Annotated in this window: 17 protein-coding genes; 10 read left to right on the top strand and 7 right to left on the bottom strand. The window is 60.1% G+C overall.

Annotation, left to right across the window (positions count from 1 at the left end):
- Positions 1-196 precede the first annotated feature (196 nt).
- Both Enr13x_RS22310 and Enr13x_RS22305 read right to left on the bottom strand, forming a co-directional pair.
- Positions 197-1,330 (bottom strand): glycosyltransferase, encoded by a 1,134-nt coding sequence (locus tag Enr13x_RS22310; protein ID WP_145389089.1) that lies wholly within the window; start codon positions 1,328-1,330, stop codon positions 197-199.
- 2 nt (positions 1,331-1,332) lie between these two features.
- On the bottom strand, positions 1,333-2,286 hold the full coding sequence (locus Enr13x_RS22305) for a hypothetical protein (RefSeq protein WP_145389088.1): 954 nt from the start codon (positions 2,284-2,286) through the stop codon (positions 1,333-1,335).
- A gap of 217 nt (positions 2,287-2,503) precedes the next feature.
- Between Enr13x_RS22305 and Enr13x_RS22300 the strand changes: the two genes are divergently transcribed.
- Positions 2,504-4,006 (top strand): Gfo/Idh/MocA family protein, encoded by a 1,503-nt coding sequence (locus tag Enr13x_RS22300; RefSeq protein WP_145389087.1) that lies wholly within the window; start codon positions 2,504-2,506, stop codon positions 4,004-4,006.
- A 100-nt stretch (positions 4,007-4,106) separates the two neighbouring features.
- Here Enr13x_RS22300 and Enr13x_RS22295 read toward each other — a convergent pair whose 3' ends face one another.
- The 3 genes from Enr13x_RS22295 to Enr13x_RS22285 all read right to left on the bottom strand — a co-directional run bounded on the left by Enr13x_RS22295 (position 4,107) and on the right by Enr13x_RS22285 (position 6,769).
- Positions 4,107-5,327, bottom strand: coding sequence for a hypothetical protein (locus Enr13x_RS22295; protein WP_145384426.1), 1,221 nt, complete (start codon positions 5,325-5,327; stop codon positions 4,107-4,109).
- 92 nt (positions 5,328-5,419) lie between these two features.
- The gene (locus tag Enr13x_RS22290) at positions 5,420-5,665 is read right to left on the bottom strand and encodes a hypothetical protein (protein WP_145384425.1); all 246 of its coding nucleotides are present in this window, start codon (positions 5,663-5,665) and stop codon (positions 5,420-5,422) included.
- Positions 5,666-6,019: 354 nt separating this feature from the next.
- Positions 6,020-6,769 (bottom strand): 7-carboxy-7-deazaguanine synthase QueE, encoded by a 750-nt coding sequence (locus Enr13x_RS22285; protein WP_231743705.1) that lies wholly within the window; start codon positions 6,767-6,769, stop codon positions 6,020-6,022.
- A gap of 14 nt (positions 6,770-6,783) precedes the next feature.
- Here Enr13x_RS22285 and queF point away from each other — a divergent pair, with 14 nt between their 5' ends.
- Together queF and Enr13x_RS22275 are read left to right on the top strand one after the other, a co-directional pair.
- The gene (gene queF, locus Enr13x_RS22280) at positions 6,784-7,152 is read left to right on the top strand and encodes a preQ(1) synthase (RefSeq protein WP_145389086.1); all 369 of its coding nucleotides are present in this window, start codon (positions 6,784-6,786) and stop codon (positions 7,150-7,152) included.
- A 224-nt stretch (positions 7,153-7,376) separates the two neighbouring features.
- Positions 7,377-8,384 carry a sugar phosphate isomerase/epimerase family protein gene (locus Enr13x_RS22275; RefSeq protein WP_145389085.1) on the top strand — a complete coding sequence of 336 codons (1,008 nt, stop codon included), beginning with the start codon at positions 7,377-7,379 and terminating at the stop codon, positions 8,382-8,384.
- 105 nt (positions 8,385-8,489) lie between these two features.
- On the opposite strand, the gene Enr13x_RS22270 is transcribed toward Enr13x_RS22275, so the two are convergent.
- Entirely contained in the window at positions 8,490-9,779 is a 1,290-nt protein-coding gene (locus tag Enr13x_RS22270; RefSeq protein ID WP_145389084.1) for a hypothetical protein, read from the bottom strand.
- Positions 9,780-10,134: 355 nt separating this feature from the next.
- Here Enr13x_RS22270 and Enr13x_RS22265 point away from each other — a divergent pair, with 355 nt between their 5' ends.
- Positions 10,135-10,623 (top strand): hypothetical protein, encoded by a 489-nt coding sequence (locus tag Enr13x_RS22265; RefSeq protein WP_145389083.1) that lies wholly within the window; start codon positions 10,135-10,137, stop codon positions 10,621-10,623.
- Positions 10,624-10,715: 92 nt separating this feature from the next.
- Positions 10,716-12,533 carry a tetratricopeptide repeat protein gene (locus tag Enr13x_RS22260; RefSeq protein WP_231743704.1) on the top strand — a complete coding sequence of 606 codons (1,818 nt, stop codon included), beginning with the start codon at positions 10,716-10,718 and terminating at the stop codon, positions 12,531-12,533.
- 329 nt (positions 12,534-12,862) lie between these two features.
- Here Enr13x_RS22260 and Enr13x_RS22255 read toward each other — a convergent pair whose 3' ends face one another.
- Complete coding sequence (locus Enr13x_RS22255) at positions 12,863-14,143, bottom strand: aminotransferase class I/II-fold pyridoxal phosphate-dependent enzyme (protein WP_145389082.1); 1,281 nt, start codon at positions 14,141-14,143, stop codon at positions 12,863-12,865.
- 433 nt (positions 14,144-14,576) lie between these two features.
- Here Enr13x_RS22255 and Enr13x_RS22250 point away from each other — a divergent pair, with 433 nt between their 5' ends.
- The 5 genes from Enr13x_RS22250 (at position 14,577) to Enr13x_RS22230 (ending at position 18,998) form a co-directional block, all read left to right on the top strand.
- Positions 14,577-15,332, top strand: coding sequence for a (Fe-S)-binding protein (locus Enr13x_RS22250; protein WP_145389081.1), 756 nt, complete (start codon positions 14,577-14,579; stop codon positions 15,330-15,332).
- Between the two features lie 74 nt (positions 15,333-15,406).
- A complete protein-coding gene (locus Enr13x_RS22245) occupies positions 15,407-16,786 on the top strand; it encodes a lactate utilization protein B (RefSeq protein WP_145389080.1) in 1,380 nt (459 codons plus the stop codon).
- A 65-nt stretch (positions 16,787-16,851) separates the two neighbouring features.
- Positions 16,852-17,475, top strand: a complete 624-nt coding sequence (locus Enr13x_RS22240) for a LutC/YkgG family protein (RefSeq protein WP_145389079.1) — start codon at positions 16,852-16,854, stop codon at positions 17,473-17,475.
- A gap of 49 nt (positions 17,476-17,524) precedes the next feature.
- Complete coding sequence (locus tag Enr13x_RS22235; protein WP_145389078.1) at positions 17,525-18,385, top strand: alpha/beta hydrolase family protein; 861 nt, start codon at positions 17,525-17,527, stop codon at positions 18,383-18,385.
- The gene (locus Enr13x_RS22230; protein ID WP_145389077.1) at positions 18,375-18,998 is read left to right on the top strand and encodes an HAD family hydrolase; all 624 of its coding nucleotides are present in this window, start codon (positions 18,375-18,377) and stop codon (positions 18,996-18,998) included. The genes Enr13x_RS22235 and Enr13x_RS22230 overlap by 11 nt, the downstream gene beginning before the upstream one ends.
- Positions 18,999-19,401 lie beyond the last annotated feature (403 nt).

Here is a 19,401-nt window from a genome sequence, read left to right as displayed (position 1 = left end):
CAACTGTCGCTGCATCGCAGCGACCGGTTTTTCGAGTACGATGGCCCTTCCGGGCCGTCGTCCGTCGGACTCCCGACGACGCACTAGAAAGGACGTCGTACATCGGTCCGTGTAGCCGCCTAAGGTCGCTGCGTCGCAGCGACCGGGAATCGCCTGAAGGCTAGACACCAACGGTGCCTGACGCCGCTTTCGCGCTCTACCCGGGGACCGTGTGCGTCTGCACGACGTCACGCAGCAGCTGTTCGTAGCGATCGACCATCGAGTTCCAACCGAATCGATCGACGATTCGGGTTCCCGCCTGTCCGAGTGCTTCACGCTGCTGGGCGTCGTTGATGAGCTGCGCGATGCCGCGGCGAAGGCCTTCAACCGACGATTCCACCAACCAGCCGTCACGGCCGTGGTCGATGATCACTCGCGGTCCGCTTTCGCAATCGACACTCAACGAGGGAATGCCCAGCGACATCGCCTCCAACAAGGCCGACGGGAATCCTTCATAGCGGCTCGGTAAACAAAACAGCGTGGCCTGGGAGAGTGGTTCGGCAAGCGGGCGCACCCAACCGGGTAACTCGAATCGATCGCTGATGCCGAGGGATCGGGCCTGGGCGAGCAACGCGTCGCGCCGTGACCCTTCGCCGTAGATCACCAAACGCCATTGCGGATCGTCCGACGTGGCTTGGGCAAAGGCGATCAACAGGCGATCGAATCCTTTTTCGGGTTCCAGTCTGCCGACGCCGGCGATTTGTTTTCGCGCGCACGCCGGTTCGCGGTCAGAGGTCAACGGGGGCGGGTCGACGGCGGAGGGAACCACGGCAACCGATCGGGAAAACGGTCGCAGGTAGCGTGCCGAGGTTTCGGTCAACGCGACGACCGTTGCCGCCGTTTTGTATTGGCGTCGACGCACCGCATTCCAAATTGGTCCGAGTGACTGACGCGCCGGATCGCTGCGTTCGCAAACCACCACCGGCGGTCCCGATGGATCAGTCGCCAACAAGACGTCGACGTTGGTGCGATCACAAAAGGACAGGATGACGTCCGGGGAAAGTCGGTCCACTAAGTCGGCGATGGCGCGATGCCGCGCGCGAACCTGATGGAATTTGGCCAACAATCCCCTCGCATCGCTCGACAGAGCGAGCGGCACGCGATGGACGCTCTCGGTGACCGCGTGTCGATCGGAGGATCCATCGTCAAAGGTGATCAAGCTGACCCGATGCCCGCGCTGGGTCAAACGAGACGTCAAGCCTGCCATCACACGTTCGGCACCGCCGCCGTCGAGCGAGTGGATGAAACAGGCGATCGACAGCCGGACCAATGGCGCGTCATCGGCTGGCATGTCTAAAGATCGATTTGTCCGTTTGGTGCCGGCAACTCTTCCTCGGTTGGTTCAGGTGGTGGCGGTACCGGCAGTGACAAACCGTTCTTTTCCGCTGGCTGATTGTCAGCCTCGGCGGGCTGATTGTCAGCCTCGGCGGGCGCGTTTCGGTCGAGTTCGATCCACGTCCCCAACAAGTCCAAGGTCCGTTGGAATCCATCGATGCGAGTCATCACCACCAGATCAGGGTTCATCGTCACGCCGAGAAATCGGGTGTGCAATTCGTTGATCGATGGGGAGAGCTGGCCAGAATCAACCGCGGCGATGATGCGTTCGGGTTGCAAATACTTCAACCACACATCGCCGTCGTCGGGACGCTCGGCCAGGGCGCGGTACAGGGTTTCGGCGGCGTCGCGCAGTGCGGGCAGCGAAAACTGGACCGGTGACGTCAGGTCCGGAACGCCGCCTCGGCTGCCCGGTCGATACTGGCCGTACGACGGATTCGCACCGGGCCCGACTGGTGGGTACTGGGATGGCGGCGGCGACCGGTAATCCGGGACGGACGATCGGGGCTCGCTGTAACCCCGTTCATACGGCGATCGATAACCAGGATCGTAACGTGAATCGTAACGGGGGCGGTACGACTCGTACCGATCGACATAACCGGCATAAGGCGGCGGAACGATCGAACCGGGGCCGATATTGAGCGAGAAGAAAGGCGTCTGCACACGGACACGGCTCGGCGGCCCGACGACAACCGGGGCCGTCGCCCAGCCTCCCTGGTAGTACGGCGCGGGCAAAATCGGCGGTCCGACGATCACCGCTCCGCGACCGCGAAAGCCTCGGAAATACTGCGCGTTTGCCTCGTTGCCGGCCACCAGGATGGACAACATGCCGGCGACCGCGATTCCGACCGGAAGCCTGCGGAGGACGGTGGAATGAGCCGCCGTCGAAGTTCGTTTGACGATACCAATCATCTCGGGGATCCCAGTGGAGGAAACGTTCCTATCGACGTTGATATTTGAACTGCATTCGCAACGCATCGTCGCCGATCTACCCAGTCTACCTCCGAATTTGTGCCCCAAAACCCACATAAGGCCCTTCGGAAGCTGTTAATATGTCGTTCGGCCGTCTTTCGGCCTCCGTCCCCCCCTGCCAGTCATTCCCTCCCGAGATCGAGAAGGCTTGTTTGCCATGAGCAACCCGAATCCCCACCCCAGTACCCGCCGCAGCTTTTTGAAGAAAACCGGGTCGGCTGTCGCCGGCGGCAGTTTTTTAGCTGGCAGCAGTTTTCTGATCACCGGCACCAAAGCCAGCGGAGCGATCGACGGGGCTAACGACCGCGTTCGCATCGCCGTCGCAGGACTCAATGGCCGCGGCCAAGCTCACATCGGTGGCTGGATGGGCGCGCCCAACGTGGAACTGGCCTACGTCGCCGATCCGTGGGAAAAGGCGCTGGCAAAAGGGATCAGTGGCGTCCAGAAACGCGCGAAGGGCAAGATGACGACCCAGGGAATCGATGACATCCGCCGGGCGCTGGATGATCCGACGGTCGATGCGATTTCGATTGCGACGCCCAATCATTGGCACTCCTTGATGACAATCTGGGGTGCCCAAGCCGGCAAACACGTGTACGTCGAAAAACCGATGAGCCACGATATCGCCGAAGGTCGCGTGGCCGTCGCGGCTCAGAAGAAATATGGCGTCGTGATCCAGCACGGCACCCAGCGACGTAGCAACGCGGGAGTCGCGGGGCTGCACGAAGCCTTGAAGTCCGGCAAGTTGCCGCGGTTGAAAATCGCCTACGGTTATTGCTGCAAACCACGCAACGGCATCGGTCACGAGCCGATCAGTGCTCCGCCGGCCGAACTGAATTGGGAACACTGGAAAGGCCCCGCGGTGATCGACCAGTATCACGCCAACTACGTCCCTTACGACTGGCACTGGTTCTGGGAAACCGGCAATGGAGATTTGAACAACCAGGGCACGCACCAATTGGACGTCGCGCGATGGGCGATTGACGACGACCAAACCCACCCGACGCGAACCATGGCCATCGGAAGCCGTTTTCAGTGGGACGATCAGGGCAAAACCCCGAACACGATGTTCGCGATGGCCGAGTATCCGAACGGGCAAATGGTTTTCTTCAACGTTCGCAACGTCAACTACAAAGGCTACCAACGGCAGGTCTTCAACGAGTACTACCTCGAAGACGGCAGCGTGATCACCGGCGAAGGCAATTACCAGATCCTGCGTCCGGGGGCCTCCAAGGCTGAACCGCTCAAGATCGAGCCGGGCGACGTGACTCCGGGCGGCAATTGGAATGCCTTCATCGCCGCCGTCCGCGCCGGCAATCCCGAGATGGCCAACGGGAACGTGATGGATGCCCATTACGGTTGCGTGCTCGGCCACATCATGAACAACTCCTACCGCTTGGGGGCGGAAGTCCCGTTCAGCGAAACGGCCAGCGATTTTGGCGGCAACGAAGACGCGATCGAGCACTTCGGGCGGTTGCACAAGGTGATGTCCCAAGGCGTCGGAATTTCCGGCAGCGACGCGAAATACAAACTCGGACCGATGCTCAACTTCAACGCCGACACCGAACGCTTCGAAGGCGAACGGGCCGACGAGGCCAACGTGTTGGTCAAGGACGCGAACAACCCGGGTTACGAAGTCCCCTCGGTCGACGCGGTTTGATGCCCTCGTAAGCCCTCGTTCCCTGGCGCCGCCTGGGAACGGGTTTTGCAATAGGCTCCGCCTGGGCTGCGCAAAATTGCAACTCAGAAGGATAGCAGATTTAGGCCGTATCGGTTCCTGGGGATGACGGTAGTACGCTGCGGCGGAACATCGTCATGGTTTGTCTGAGGTTGTCCTTCACCCAATTGCATAGGGTTTTGTGGGTAACGGAGGCGAGGCTCGTTTCAATGGCTTCCGCACTGACGTCGGCGACGCTGGCAGCCATTGATAAGACGTTGCGGGTGAAACCGCTGCGAGAATGTTGTCGACCCATCTGCTTGCCCTTACCGATCAAGGATTCAAGGATTTCGCTGCTCGCCGGCAACCTCTCCCCGGGGGCAAGAATGCTTGAATTCTCTTCGATCGCCGAGACGATCTCGTCGCGAAACGCTTGGCTCTGCCAATCGCCTACATCACACGAAAGTTTTTCAGCCAGGGAAGCAGCCGAGTCTGCGTTAAAACCGACTGTTCGTGAGTGCTCTAACGTCTTGTCGACCATCCGCATCAGACGTGCCCAGACTGCGATCGATTCACGATAGTCAAGCACCCAAGCGAATTTCTCTTCCAGGCGACCAAGTCGATCTTGTTGCTGACGTTCTTCATGGGGGGTGTCAAGCAGACGCAACATCCGCTCTGCCCACCCGATCAGACTGTGCAGATTCATGAAGCGTGCCTTGACCTTGAGTTTGGGAGGCAACAACGATCCCAGCTCAGTCTGTTTGGCTTTCGGTTGTGTCTTTCCACAGTGCCCGAGAAACGAATCCCATTGAGGGTCTTTCTGCAGGACATGTTTGAGTGCCGTCGCAGTTCGGTGACACATGTCGGTCAATGCGATCGTCGACTCGCTTTCCTGTTGAAAACCAGCGATTCCGTTGACCAAGTCGGAACCTTGGTCGGAAATGATGGCCTTGACCTGACCGACTCGGTCAGCAGCTTTCTTCAGTTGCTCGGCAACAATCTTGCCGTTGGATGTCTGGACAATCTCGATCAGGATGGCCGAGAGATCGCTCAGTCGGATAGGCCGATCGAGATTGAGCCAATGTTCAAGGCGAATCCCAACGATCAAAAGACATTTCTCGTTTCCCAATTGGATCGTGTGGTCGACCAGGAGAATCCAATCGTCGGCCTGTTCTTTGGGACGCGTTAATTCATGCAGCCCCCGTCGCAGCGTCCAGTTCTGAATCGTGTTTGCCGTAGGGGCGTGAGACAATCCAGAATGGATGGTGCCTAGCGTGCGGGCAATTTTCTCACAAGCTCGATAGCTGATGGTTGCTTGGAGCACCCAAGAAATCGTGAGTACAACGAGACTCAACGAAAAAGAATGTTGGGGGGCCGGCGGCAGCAATTGAGTCGACGGCTGCGTCGGGCGATTCTTCAGGGGCTGCTCCGCGTTTTTAACTGCTCTAATTCACTCTGCAGCTCGGCGACGCGCCGCCGCAGTTGGCTTGCCTCGCCTCTCCATCGCTGGCGGCTCTCTCTCGCATTGCAGAGGTTTTGCTTGAGTTCCTTAATCAACCGCTTGGATTGCATGGCGTTGTTCTTCCATTTCTCTCGTCCACGGCGTGCCGAACCAAGAAGTTTGGAAACAGGTGACTTATACTCAATCGTGGCTTGAGACATGACTGAACCTCCATGACGCGGAAAAACTGCATATAAGAGAACCAATTCCGTCAAATTCTCAAATAGCAATTTCAACACAAAACCGGTCGGTTTTGCGCAGCCCAGGCTCCGCCTGGCGTAACAACGGGGGCGTAGGGCATGCTGTGCATGCCGGGTATCACTGCAACGGAGAACACCCACGGATGGCAAGGCGTACCCACGGATCCCAGGCTGCTTTTCATCCGTGGGTACGCTCTGCCATCCGTGGGTTCATTCAAATCGGGCATTGGAGGCTTTGGCATTGCGTTCCCAGGCCGAGCCTTGGAACGAGTGGTTGAGTGGTGGCCAAGGGTGCATCAGCGAGGCAAACCCGGCTCACGTCCCGCGGCGGTTGCCGAACCAGCGGATTTGCATGCGGTCGCAATACTGGTAGCCGGCCGATTCGGCCAGCGGACGGAGCCAGCGCTGGGCGGCGTCCATCTCGGCGTTCGTCACGCCCTGCGGCATGATGAAGACGTCCTCGTTGTCGACGTCGAGCGCTCGGGAAACGTCTTGAACCTCGCCGAATTGCGCCGCGTCGCCGACGACGAATTTCAGTTGAAAGCCGATCGCGGCGTCGATCAAGTTTCGCATCGTATCCAGCGGCATGCGGCGCTGTTCGTGCAGACGACTCCAGCGCGGATGCTGCTGCGGGTCGGGCGTGCTGTCGGCCAGTTTGGGGCTGAGCGAAAGCAGGTCACAGGGGATCGGTTTGTCGATCGTCCCGGCGGTTTCAATCGTCAGGTGAAACCCGGCCTGCATCAGCGCGTCGGACAATTCAGTGACCGCGGCCGGTAGCAGCGGTTCGCCGCCGGTCAGCACGACGTGTGCGACGCCACTTTGCCGAGCCGCTTCGACCAGCGATTGGATCGTCTGGCGGTCGCCCGACGGGTCCCAGGACGCGTAGGGCGTGTCACAGAACCAACAGCGCAAATTGCAGCCGCTGGTGCGGATGAAAAAGCTGTCCGTCCCGGTCAGCCGGCCTTCGCCTTGTCGGCTGGTAAAGGTTTCGCTGACCAGCAATTGGGCGTGACCCGGTCCCCTGGTGGATTCGGCCGGTGCGTGCGAAAATTGTGATTTACCCAAGGGAGAAAATAGCGTTGAGTGATTCAGAAAACTTTAGTGACATCCTGGAAGTGTTCGACAATCCCAACACGTCGCGCAATTTTACCATCGTGCACCATTGCCCCGAGTTCACTTCGGTGTGCCCCAAGACCGGTCAGCCGGACTATGGGAAGATCATTTTCAGCTACGTTCCAGACAAATTGTGCGTGGAACTGAAGAGTTTGAAAATGTATCTGCAGCGATTTCGGAACGAAGGCATGTTCTACGAGGCCGTGACAAACCGCATCATGGATGACTTTCTGGCGGTTGTACAGCCAAAAAGTGTGACGGTGGAGAGCCAGTGGACGCCCCGCGGGGGCCTGCACAGCAATATCATTGTCCAGTATCCAACGCCCCAAGCGTAGGATAATGCCAACGCATGAGCGTGATCCGACGCCGGCCCTCGGCCAATGCCACTTACTTTGACGCCAAACGCGGTGTTTTGTTAGCGGTAGGGCGCGAGCCCTCCGGTCTTTCACGCCGATACCGGACGGCTCGCGCCGTTCCCCTAACACGTTCAAACCCAAAGTAAATGGCATTGGGCGTTCGCCCCCCCGACAACTTCCTTTCAACCCCAGCTTGCAATTTGATGACTGACAGAATCCCCGTCCTTTTGAGTGGTTTTGCGGACGAAGCCGCCAACGAAAAACTCGCCGTCCAGCAATATTCGGCGTTCGCCGCGTTGGGGTTGCGCTACTACTCCATGCGGTTCGTTGACGCCGGCGAAGGCATCAAGAATGTGATGTTGCTGAGCGACGCCGAGATCAATCATCTGGTCAAGATGCAATCCGACTATGGGTTGAAGGTCAGCAGCATCGGTTCGCCGATCGGCAAGGTCAAACTGCAAGATGTCGACGACGGGACCGCAAACAAGTTCATCCCGTTCGAAAAGTACTTGGCCGAGGACGTTCAAACGGCCTGCGATCGCGCCGAAGCCTTCGGTGCCAAATTGATCCGCGGGTTTGCGTTTTATCATCCCAAGGGCTCGGCGCCGGAAGACCATCTCGATCAGGTCGCCGACCAGCTCGGGCAGATCGCCGAAGCCTGCGACAAACGCGGGTTGACGTTTGGGTTGGAAGTCGAAGCCAATTTGGTCGGGCAAACCGGACCGCTGCTGCAAGCCATCGCGGCGAAAGTCAACCATCCCGCGATGCTGACGATTTTTGACGGTGCCAACATCGTCACGCAAGGCTTCACCGCCGATGAAACCTTCGCCCAATATTTGGCGATGAAGGACAGCATGGGGTGGATGCACGTCAAGGACTATCACGATCCCTCCCCCACCGGTCGGATCGACCACGTCGACGAGGCCAGCCTGGAGAATTTCGTGCCCGCCGATCGCGGCGATTGTGGTCACGAAGCGATCTTCCGCGATTTCAAAGACTTCTTGCCCGAGCTTCACCAGCGGGCGACCCGCCGCGGCGCCGATGGCGTGTTCCTGGATCTGGAACCGCACGTCAAGGGCGGTGGTCAGTTCGGCGGATTCAGCGGCCCCGACGGATTCGGTGTCGCATTGCGAGGCCTCTGCCGGGTGCTCGATTACGTCCAGATTCCGTACGAGCTGCGCGGTTTTGCCGACATCAAGGAATCGCTGTAACGCATCGATTTCCCGCGTCTGACACCGTGAACGACCGGAGGATTTGCGCCCTACCGCTAACACGTGCTTGGCAGCGTTGACATCCAGGGCTGATTCGCCGGCGGCTCAATCGGGCTGGCGAATCGGGTTCCAGTCGCGGCCGGCACGCGGCAGCGTCGCCACCCGCGGTGCGGCACGGCCTGCCGTTGACGGGGCCGGCGGTTTTGACGGGGCCGAACGCATCCCGGTACCGAGGAACGGATTGGAGCGGACCGGCGGTGTATTGATTTCCGGCGACTCGACCGCCGGCGTCTGCGACGGCTGCGGGGAGTCCATCTGAACCGACGGCAATTGCACCGGCAACTCCGCCTCAGGCTGCTCTGCTGCTGGCGTCTCCACAACTGGCACTTCAAGATCGCCTGTGCCGGGCTGGTCCAATCCCAGGTCGTCGTCGCCACGGAAATAGGCGGCCGGAGGCAGTTGTTGTTCGACCGCTTGATCGTTCAACAGATCCGGCTCGCCGCCAAGCGGTTCGACGGTGTCGGCGGATGCGGCGTTCGGGGCGGCCGAGGCGAAGGGCAGCTGGTTCGGGCCCGAAAAATCGAGCAGCGGTTCTTCCACCTGTGGCGCGACAACGGTGACCGGCATCGATTGATCGCTCGGCGAAGCCGCTTCGCTGGGCAGGTCTTGGTCAACGGGCAGGTCTTGGTCAACGAGCCAGTCTTGAGGCAGTTTCATGGCGTCATCGGACGCAGCCGACGACTCGGCAGGGCTTGCCGGGCCGGCATCGGCAGCCGGATTCGCGGTGTCAGAGAACTCGTACGCGTCCAGACCGGCATCGCAGCCCGCATCGTCACAGGATGCCGGGGGACGGCTGCCCATCGGTTGGGGAGTTCGGTGCAACGTCGCTTCGGCATGGTTGAACCCGGCAATGGGCCTGTCGCAGCCGCCGCTGTCGCAATCCCCAGCCTGGCAGGACGCGACGCCGCTCGAATACACGGCGGGGCCCGACACGGCCGGCAGACTGGGCAGCCCGGTCAGCAGATGGGGCAGCCCGCGGTGGACTTGGGACAGTCCGGTGCCGGGCGGATAGATCTGGCCGCAGCCGTCGCGACATCCGGCGTGGCCGAATCGGTCGGCATAGCCATGCGGCGGCAGATCCGCCCCCGGCCGAAATCCGCCGTCGCGACAGACGTGGTATCCATCGCCCCAACCGACCCCCAGCAATCGTCCCACACGCTGCATCGTGGCGGGATGATCGGCCTGGGCGTCGGGCAGCGTTGGGTTGCCCGCGGACAGGGTCAGCGCGGCCAGTGCCAGAGCAGCGGTGGTGGCCAGACGCTTGCGTCTGGTCGCTCGACGCGGATGGGGCGGGTCGAGAGGCGTGGTTCGCGGTTGATTTGATTTGCCTGGCATGAGCCGACTCGTCATCCGTGACAGGGTCGCGAAGTGAAAATCGGGCGACGACGCTCCGCCGATCCCGTTTTCGGAAATGCAGTACACAGGACGATTAATCGGCAAATTCCTCGCGATTTCTGGTCGTCGAGCGAGTCGGAGCGTGCAATTTGCGGCGGACCGGATCCGTCTGATTCGGTTGTCGGGGCTGCGTCGAGTTTTCCGGCGACGAATTCTTGGATGGCCTTTATCCCTCACGGGGATTTGTGCCGGTTTCGGCGCGGGGCCGCCCAATGCGAGCTAGCGTTGGAAAGTCTCGTCCCCAAACCACACCTCCGTACGCCCGTCGCACCGCCCGCGAACCGGAAATTCACTTATGTCTCAACGCAACCGATTCCTGATCGATCCCCCGGTCCAGTGGTCCATCATCCGCCGCATGTCGATGCATTGGTCGCTGACCATTTTGGCGTTGCTGGCGATCGGGATTGGCGTCCAAATGGTTTACGCCCCCGGCAACCAGACGTTTGGACAGGCGATCGCGCGGTCATTCGGCGCCCAGGCACCGCTGTTGTGCATCATGCTGATGTTGTATCCCGTCTACGTTTGGGACATCGTCAAACTCAGCCATCGCTTCGCCGGCCCGATGTTACGCTTGCGCGGCATCTTGAATGAATTGGCCGACGGCGGACGGGCGATGAAGCTGCGGTTCCGGCCCTGCGATTTCTGGCAGGAAACGGCAACGGATTTCAATCGATTCTACGAAGAACACATCCGTTTGAAGAATCGCTGTGAAGAACTTGAAAACGAATTGAAGTCGATGAGAGAGTCGGTGGAAAAGTTGGAGTCGGCCGAATTGTCGGCTTGATCGGGCGATTCTTGCCAAGCTCATCTACGCATCGATTCGCCGGCACGGCATAATAAAGGGGTCTAACCTCAACCCCGCACGAGCCCACGCCGATGATACGATCGTCTTCCCAGCACCTTACGCTGCTCGCCTTGCTGTGCCTGAGCGGCGCGGTTTTGTTCGCTCCTTCGCCCGCGTTGTCTCAAACTCCGAGCGAGGAATCAACGCAGACCGCTGATCAGCCCGCTTCGCAGGACGCCGAGACGCCGCAAGCCGAGCCCGCCGACGAGACCGAGGCGACGAGTGATGCCGCCGACGCAAGCGCCGACGAAATCGACGCCGGCCAGGATGAATTGGACGAGGCCGCCATCTTGCGTTTCGACGCCAAGAGCCCACGCGAGCTGGAGGCGGTCGAACGATTGCTGCAAACGGCGATCAAGAAAGGACTTTCCGGCGAAAACGCGTCGTTCGCAAAAAAAATGTTGGGCTCGGTGCTGTTGCAGAAAAGCCAGCAGCTGATCGCCGCGATGGGACAAACCGCCGGCAATCGCAACCGCGCCATCCAGTTGCGCGACGAGGCGCTGCGGACGCTTGAAGACGCCCTGGACAATGACCCCGAACTGGTCGAAGCCTACCTGCTGGTCGCGCGACTGAACATGCTGCCAGGTGGCGACAAGGACGCCATCACCGCAGCGACCTCCAGCGCGATCGATCTGTTGGCCGACAATCCCGTCGAACGCAGTGCCGCCTATGTGCTGCGTGCGTTGACCTGGGGACCCGGAAACGAAGACAAGCGTCTGGCCGACTTGGATGCCGCCATCAAGGACGATCCCAAGAACCGCGAAGCGTTGCAGGCCCGCGCGGCGGTTCGATTGCAAAACCAAGACGTCGCCGGGGCGATCGAAGACATGGAACGGGTGCTCGCCGAAGACCCGACCAATTTGCAAGTCGCTCAAACCGTCGTGCAAAAGTTGGCCGATTTGGACCGCGTCGACGACGCCCTGGAATTGCTCAGCAAAACGCTCGAAGCAAAACCCAGCGAAGGGCTGTACCGGATGCGGGCGATCCTGTACCGCATGCAGTTAAAAGAAGAAGAGGCGCTGGCGGACCTGAACAAAGCCCTCGCCATGCAACCCCAAGATCCGATTTCGCTGCTGCAACGCGCCGAAATCTCCGTCGCACGCAACAACCTGCAAGCCGCCAAAGACGACCTGCGGGCCGCCGAACGGATCGCACCCGGCGTTGCCGCCGCCGAACAGGCGATCTTTGTCCGTTGCCTGATCGCGATCGAAGAAGGCCGCATGGCCGACGCCATCAACGAAATGAAAACGTTGATCGATCGCGATCCGACCAACGACGGCCGCAAACTGCAGCTGGCCAACCTCTACTTGCAAGACGAACGGCCGCGGCAGGCGATCGAAGTGCTCTCGGCGATTTTGGACCGCGATCCGACCAATGTCTCGGTCCTCCGCTCACGAGCCGACGCCTACCTGTCGGTCGGAGATCACGACAAGGCGATCGAGGATTACGAACGTGCCATCAAAGTTGCGGGTGACGATTCCACCAACTTCGACCTGTCGGGAATCCTAAACAACCTCGCTTGGGTCCTGGCCACCAGTCCTCAAGACAGCGTCCGAGACGGTGCCCGCTCGGTCGAATTGGGGGAACGCGCCGTCGAACTGACCGATGGACAGGAACCCCACATCCTCAGTACGCTCGCGGCGGGCTATGCCGAGATGGGCAACTTTGAAAAGGCGATCGAGTGGAGCAGCAAGGCGGTCGACGTCGGCAAGGCACAAGAGCACGAACAGCTCGAACAACTCGAAGAGGAACTGGAGCAGTACCGTGCCGGAAAACCCTGGCGAGAAAAACAGGAGACCGAAGAAAACGCCGTCCCGATTTTGTCACCGGAAGATTTGATCGACACCTGACATCAACCTTGTTCCCAGGCTCTCGCCTGGGAACACGCTGTCTTGGAGGCTCCGCCTCCACCGGATGCAAACGCGAGGCGGAGCCTCGCCGGCATTGCGTTCCCAGGCAGGAGCCTGGGAACGAGTCGGTGTAGGTCACACTTGGCATGCACAGCATGCCCTACTTTCCTTGTTCCCAGGCTCTCGCCTGGGAACACGCAGTCTTGGAGGCTCCGCCTCCACCGGATGCAAACGCGAGGCGGAGCCTCGCCGGCATTGCGTTCCCAGGCAGGAGCCTGGGAACGAGTAGGTGTAGGTCACACTTGGCATGCACAGCATGCCCTACTTTCTTACCCCAAACACTTGCTGATCTGTCGCACGGCTTGACGCAGGCGGTGTTCGTTCTCGACCAGGGACATCCGCAAGTAACCTTCTCCGGCGGTGCCGAACCCGCTGCCGGGGCTGACCGCGACGTTGCCTTCTTCCAGCAACTTCATCGCAAAATCCATTGTGCTCATGGCACTGCGCCACGGTTCGGGGACTTCCGCCCAGACGAACATGCCGGCCTTGGGGGGCTCGACTTTCCAGCCCAGTCGACGCAAGCCGTTGACCAGCACGTCGCGGCGTCCTTGGTAGATGGCGGATTGCTTCTCGACATTCGCTTCGGTTTCTCGCAGCGCGACGATCGCGGCAATTTGGATCGCCTGGAACATCCCGTAATCGTAATAACCCTTGATGGTTCCCAAGCCACGAACCATGTCTGCGTTGCCCGCACAGAATCCGACCCGCCAGCCGGCCATGTTGTAGCCCTTGCTCATCGTCGTGAATTCCACACCGACGTCCTTGGCACCGGGGGCGGCCAGGAAACTCGGCGGGACATAGCCGTCGAAGGCGACGTCGGCGTAGGCGAAATCGTGGATGACCATGAACCCGTATTTTTTGGCCAGCCGCACAACTTCGACAAAAAAGTCGGGCTCGATCACCGCCGAACTGGGATTGTGCGGGTAGTTGACGATCAACACTTTGGGCGATGGCATCATGTTCTCGCAGGTGTACGCCACGTTCCGCAAGAATTTGTCCGGGTCGGCCACGTCGAGGGCGACCACATTGCCCGACGCCAGGATGACGCCGTACATGTGAACCGGAAAATAGGGCGACGGGATCATCGCGGTGTCACCCGGACCCATCAGGGCCAGGCACATGTGTGAGAAACCTTCTTTGCTGCCCAGACAGGAGATGATTTCGTGATCGGGGTCCAGACGCACCCCGTATTTGCGATAGTATTTTCCGGCAACTTCACGCCGCAGGTTGGCGATGCCGTTGGATTTACTGTAGCCGTGGTTGCCGGGATCCGAGGACGCGTCGTGCAGTTTTTGGATCACGACCGGATCGGGCGGGTCGGAGGGGTTTCCCATCCCCAAGTCGATCACATCGTCGCCGGCACGCCGTTTCTGGTACAGCGAGTTGTTGATGCGGCCAAACATGTACGGGGGCAAGCGATCGACGCGCGAGGCGAATTTGACCTCGAACGGGGCTCGGACGGGATCGGTCGTCGGCGCATCAATCGCGGGTGCGTCGATATTGGGAGAATCATCGAGACTGGAATCATCGAGACTGGCTGTGTCACTCATTTTGGCCAAACCGTTGCTGCGCCGGAGAAAAATGGACGATCGTCCTATTGTCGATCAGAAACGCGTTTCCTCCCAGGGGTTCGCCAAGATTGTTGACAAGATCGCGGCAAACCGTGTCCGAACCACGCCGTTTAGGAGTTCTTGTCGTTTTTGTGAGCCGCGACGCGTAAGCGGCCGGGCACTGCGACGCTGCCCGAGGCCTTACGGCCAGCGGCTCACCATTGACTCAGCAGATCCCGACTAAAACGACAGCCCGCTTGCGTCTTACCGCAAAAAGATGCTTCACAGCTTGGAGACTTCCGCATTCTCAACGAATTTTCGCTCATCCTGGCAGCAGATGGCCACGCTGAACAAATCGGTCGCGTTTCGTTACTATACTGACCACGGTCACTCGTCTGGTCCCCGCTTCCTCCATCCCGATCGCCCCTGATTCATGACTGTCGCACTGTTTGTCCCCTGCTACATCGACCAGCTGTATCCAGACGTGGCGATCGCGACGCTCGAATTGTTGGAACGATTGGGGGTCGACGTGGCGTACCCCGACGGCCAGACCTGTTGCGGCCAGCCGATGGCCAACACCGGATGCGAAGCCGACACGGCGCCCGTGGCCCGACGGTTGGTCGATCTGTTCGCAGATTTTGAAGCCGTGGTCTGTCCCTCGGGATCGTGCGTGTCGATGGTCCGCAATCACTATGGCGCCTATTTTGATGCCGATGACGCGAGGTTTCAGCACGTCACGTCGAAAACCTACGAATTGTGCGAATACTTGCACGACGTCGTCGCGGTCACCCATCTGGACGTCAAATTCCCGCACCGCGTCTCGCTGCACCAAAGTTGTCACGGGTTACGCGAGCTGAGGCTCGGCCAATCGAGTGAATCGATGACGCCGCGGGAGAACAAAGTCCGCAAGTTGTTGAATCTGGTCGAAGGCATCGAGTGGGTCGAACCGGATCGTCCCGACGATTGCTGTGGTTTCGGCGGCACGTTTGCGGTCAACGAAGCGGACGTGTCGGCCGAAATGGGCCGCGCCCGGATCGCCGATCACTGCGGCAAGGGCAGCGAGGTGCTGGCGTCAGCCGACATGAGCTGTCTGATGCATCTGCAAGGTCTGATTCGCCGCGAAAAAAATCCGATTCAAGTCATGCACGTCGCCCAAATTCTGTCCGGACGGCCGCTCGGCGCGACGTGAATCGATGTCCCGTCTGGCAACCAACAAGCCGCTACGCGAAACTTTTCCCAAAACTACTTCAGCCACTTGCCACCATGCTCCCGATCATCCAGCATCCGGCTGCCGCCAAGGAATTTGTCAACGACCCGAATCGGTCCCGCTGGCATGACCAAGCCCTGTGGTTCGTTCGCAGCAAACGCGACAAACAAGCCGCCTCGTTGCCCGAATGGGAATACCTGCGCGAGACCGCGTCGGGGATCAAAACGCACACGATCGCCAATCTGTCGCATTACCTGCAAGAATTCGAACGCAATGCGACCGCCCGCGGAGCGATCGTCCACTGGGCACGCGACGCGGAACATCACAACGAGATCGTGCTCCGCATTCTTCAAGATCACAAGACGCATCGGATCGTCAAGAGCAAATCGATGCTGACCGAAGAATGTGGGTTGAACCACTACTTGGAAGACAACGGCATCGATGTCGTCGATACGGACTTGGGAGAACGGATCGTCCAACTGCGTGGTGAAACCCCCAGCCACATCGTGTTGCCGGCCATCCACATCAAAAAAGAAGAAGTCGGCGACACTTTTCACACGCACCTGGGGACCGACGAAGGGGCGTCGGATCCGAAGTACCTGGCCGAAGCGGCGCGGGGACATTTACGCGACAAGTTTCTCGCCGGCGAAATCGGCATCACCGGTGTCAACTTTGCGATCGCCGAAACGGGTGGCTTGGTCGTCTGCACGAACGAAGGCAACGCGGACCTGGGAACGTCGCTGCCGCGGGTTCACATCGCCTGCATGGGCATCGAAAAACTATTGCCGCGGCAACGTGATCTCGGCGTGTTCACCCGCCTGCTCGCTCGATCGGCGACCGGCCAGCCGATCACCAGCTACACCTCGCACTTCAACGGTCCCCGCGACGAGAACAGCGAACTGCACATCGTGCTGGTCGACAACGGCCGCAGTCGATTGCGGGAAAGCGAAACGTTTCGCGCCGCGATGCATTGCATTCGTTGCGGCGCGTGCATGAACACCTGCCCCGTCTATCGGCGCAGCGGCGGGCACAGCTATCGCGCCACCGTACCCGGCCCGATCGGCAGCGTGCTTTCGCCGACCCGCGACCAGAATTCCTACAAGAGTCTTCCCTACGCCTGCAGCTTGTGCGGATCGTGCAGCGATGTCTGTCCGGTCAAGATTCCGCTGCATCACCAATTGTTGGCGTGGCGTGGGGAACTGGTCGGCAAAAAACTGTTGCCGGTCTCCAAGCGGCTTGCGATGCGGTTTGCGTCGTATCTGTTTCGCTTCCCCGCACTGTTTCGGATGGTCGGAAAAGTCGGACGCTTCACGCTAAGGGTGCTGCCGCGTTGGGCCACCCACCATCGTTTGAACACTTGGACGATCGCCCGCGAGCTTCCCGAGGCTCCGAAAGAGACGTTTCGCGATTGGCATCGACGTCATCGGGATCACTGAGAGCCATCGGGATCACTGAGAGCCATCGGAACCACCGAGAGCCATCGGAACCACTGAGAATCGAGATGATGAAACCGACACCCGCCGACACCGACGCGCGGCAGGCGATCCTGGATCGCATCAACACCAAACAGGTCGACATCCCGCCGTTGCCGGACGTCGATGTGGATCGTGTGATCGAGTTCGATCAACCGATCGACACGTTTATCGAGATGCTGGCGATGGTCGGCGGTCAGGCGCACCAGGTCGATTCGCAGCGCGACGTCCGCGCCTTGCTGGAGGAGATCGACGTCTTCCGCACCGCGACCCGCATCGTCTCGTTGGCACCCGATTCGGTCGCCGGAACCATCGACGCAACGCAAATCGACGATCCCCACGACTTGGCAACGGTCGATTGGACGATCGCCCGTGGTGAATTCATGGTCGCCGAAAACGGGTCGATTTGGATCGACGGGAACAGCCTTCCGCATCGCGTGTTGCTGTTCATCGCCCAATACCTTGCGATCGTCGTGCCGCGATCGCAAATCGTTTCCAACATGCACCAGGCTTACGAGCGGATCGAAAACTTTTCGGCGCGATTCGGCGTCTTCGTCTCCGGACCCAGCAAAACGGCCGACATCGAGCAGTCGTTGGTGCTGGGGGCACACGGTTGCCGCAAACTGCAAGTCTTCATTGTCGGCGATTTGTAAGCCTGCGTCGGCCGATCGTCTCCAACCCTTGGACATCCGGAATCGTGATATGAATGCACTGACGCGCACCGTCGTGATGCTCGCCTTGGTTTGCTGCGCCACTGCGGCGCGGGCGGACGAGCTTTCCGGGAAGCAGCTTCCCGGGAAACAGACCGATTTCCATTCCTTTGCCCGCTATGACTTTCAACACAACGATCGAAAGTGCATCATCGTGGCACCCCAATCGCCCGCCGCGGGCAACCCGTGGATCTGGCGGGCACGCTTTTTCGGGCACCAGCCGCAGCTTGACGTTGCGTTGTTGAAGCGGGGGTTTCACGTCGCCTACATCGATGTGGCGGGCTTGTTCGGGGCACCCCAGGCCGTTGAAATTTGGGACGATTTTTACGACCACCTGACGGAGACGTATCAATTCCATCCCAAACCGGTGTTGGAAGGGATGAGCCGCGGCGGATTGATCATTTTCAACTGGGCGAAAGCGAATCCCGACAAGGTGCAATGCATTTATGGTGATGCACCGGTGTGCGACATCAAGAGCTGGCCGGGCGGCAAAGGCAAGGGGGCCGGCAGCCCGGGCGAGTGGAAACGTTGTTTAAACGCGTATGGTTTGACCGAGGCCGAGGCGATGGACTCGCAATCGCCAAAGTCGCATTGCAATCCCATCGATGGACTGGGACCATTGGCGGCGGCTGATGTCCCGGTGCTGTGCGTCGTCGGCGATGCCGACGTGGTCGTTCCGGTGGATGAAAACACCGCCATCCTACAGCAGCGGTATCGCGATTCGGGTGGGCCGATCGAAGTCATCCACAAACCCGGGGTCGGGCATCACCCGCACAGCTTGAAAGACCCGGCGCCGATCGTCGAGTTTATTTTCCGCCACCGAGCGATCACCGAAGAAGATCATGCAAATTGAGTTCGTCTATTTTGATCTCGGCAACGTGTTGGTGTCGTTCGACCCCGAGATCGCCTGTCGTAATTTTTCCGAGCTGGCGGGCATCTCCACCGACAGGGCCCGCGAAGTCCTCTATGACAGTGGGCTGCAAGATCAATACGAGAGCGGCCAGATCACCAGCCGCTCGTTCACCCAGACGCTGCGGCAAGTGTTGGATTTGGACGCCAAACGGTTACCACAAGATCTGGTCTTGGACGCGATCAGCGACATGTTCACGCCCATCGATTCGATGGTCGAGGTCGTGGAGCTGGCCCGACGCAGCGCCGGGCGTGTGGGCGTGTTGTCCAACACCTGCCCCGCCCACTGGCGCTGGGTGCGAAAACAGCCCTGGCCGGTCTCGCAGATCGACTATGACGTCAAGATTCTGAGCTGCGAAGTGATGTCGATGAAACCGGACACCAAGATCTACGAGGCTGCCGAAAAAGCCGCGCGGGTGCGTCCCGAACGGATTCTGTTCATCGATGACAAGCCGGAAAACGTCCAGGCGGCAGCGGAGCGAGGTTGGCGCGCCCACCAATGCCTGGGAGGCGAGCAAGCCAAATCCGTGATCGAGCAACATTTGGGCGTCAAGTGAAGTGAAGTAAGCATCCTGCTTGCCACCCCGGCCGGCACCGCCGGCGGACCCCTGAGGCGGAGCCTCCGAGCAATCCCGTTCCCAGGCGGAGCCCGGGAACGAGTCGCAAAGTGGGGTAAGCATCCTGCTTGCCACCCCGGCCGGCACCGCCGGCGGACTCCGGAGGCGGAGCCTCCGAGCAATCCCGTTCCCAGGCGGAGCCCGGGAACGAGTCGCAAAGTGGGGTAAGCATCTTGCTTGCCACCCCAACCGGCTCCGCCGGCGCGTGCCGTTTTCCCGGTGGACAAGTGTTGATTCTCGCCAGTTTTGCGATGACAATGCAGGGGGGCTCCCAATCGGGGTAGTGGCGCATCGCTGTTGAGTTCAGGCGGCATCCGCCGCCACCCCTCAACATCATTGCCGA

Source organism: Stieleria neptunia (assembly GCF_007754155.1).
Classification (GTDB): domain Bacteria; phylum Planctomycetota; class Planctomycetia; order Pirellulales; family Pirellulaceae; genus Stieleria; species Stieleria neptunia.
This window is presented reverse-complemented; position numbering and strand designations above follow the sequence as displayed.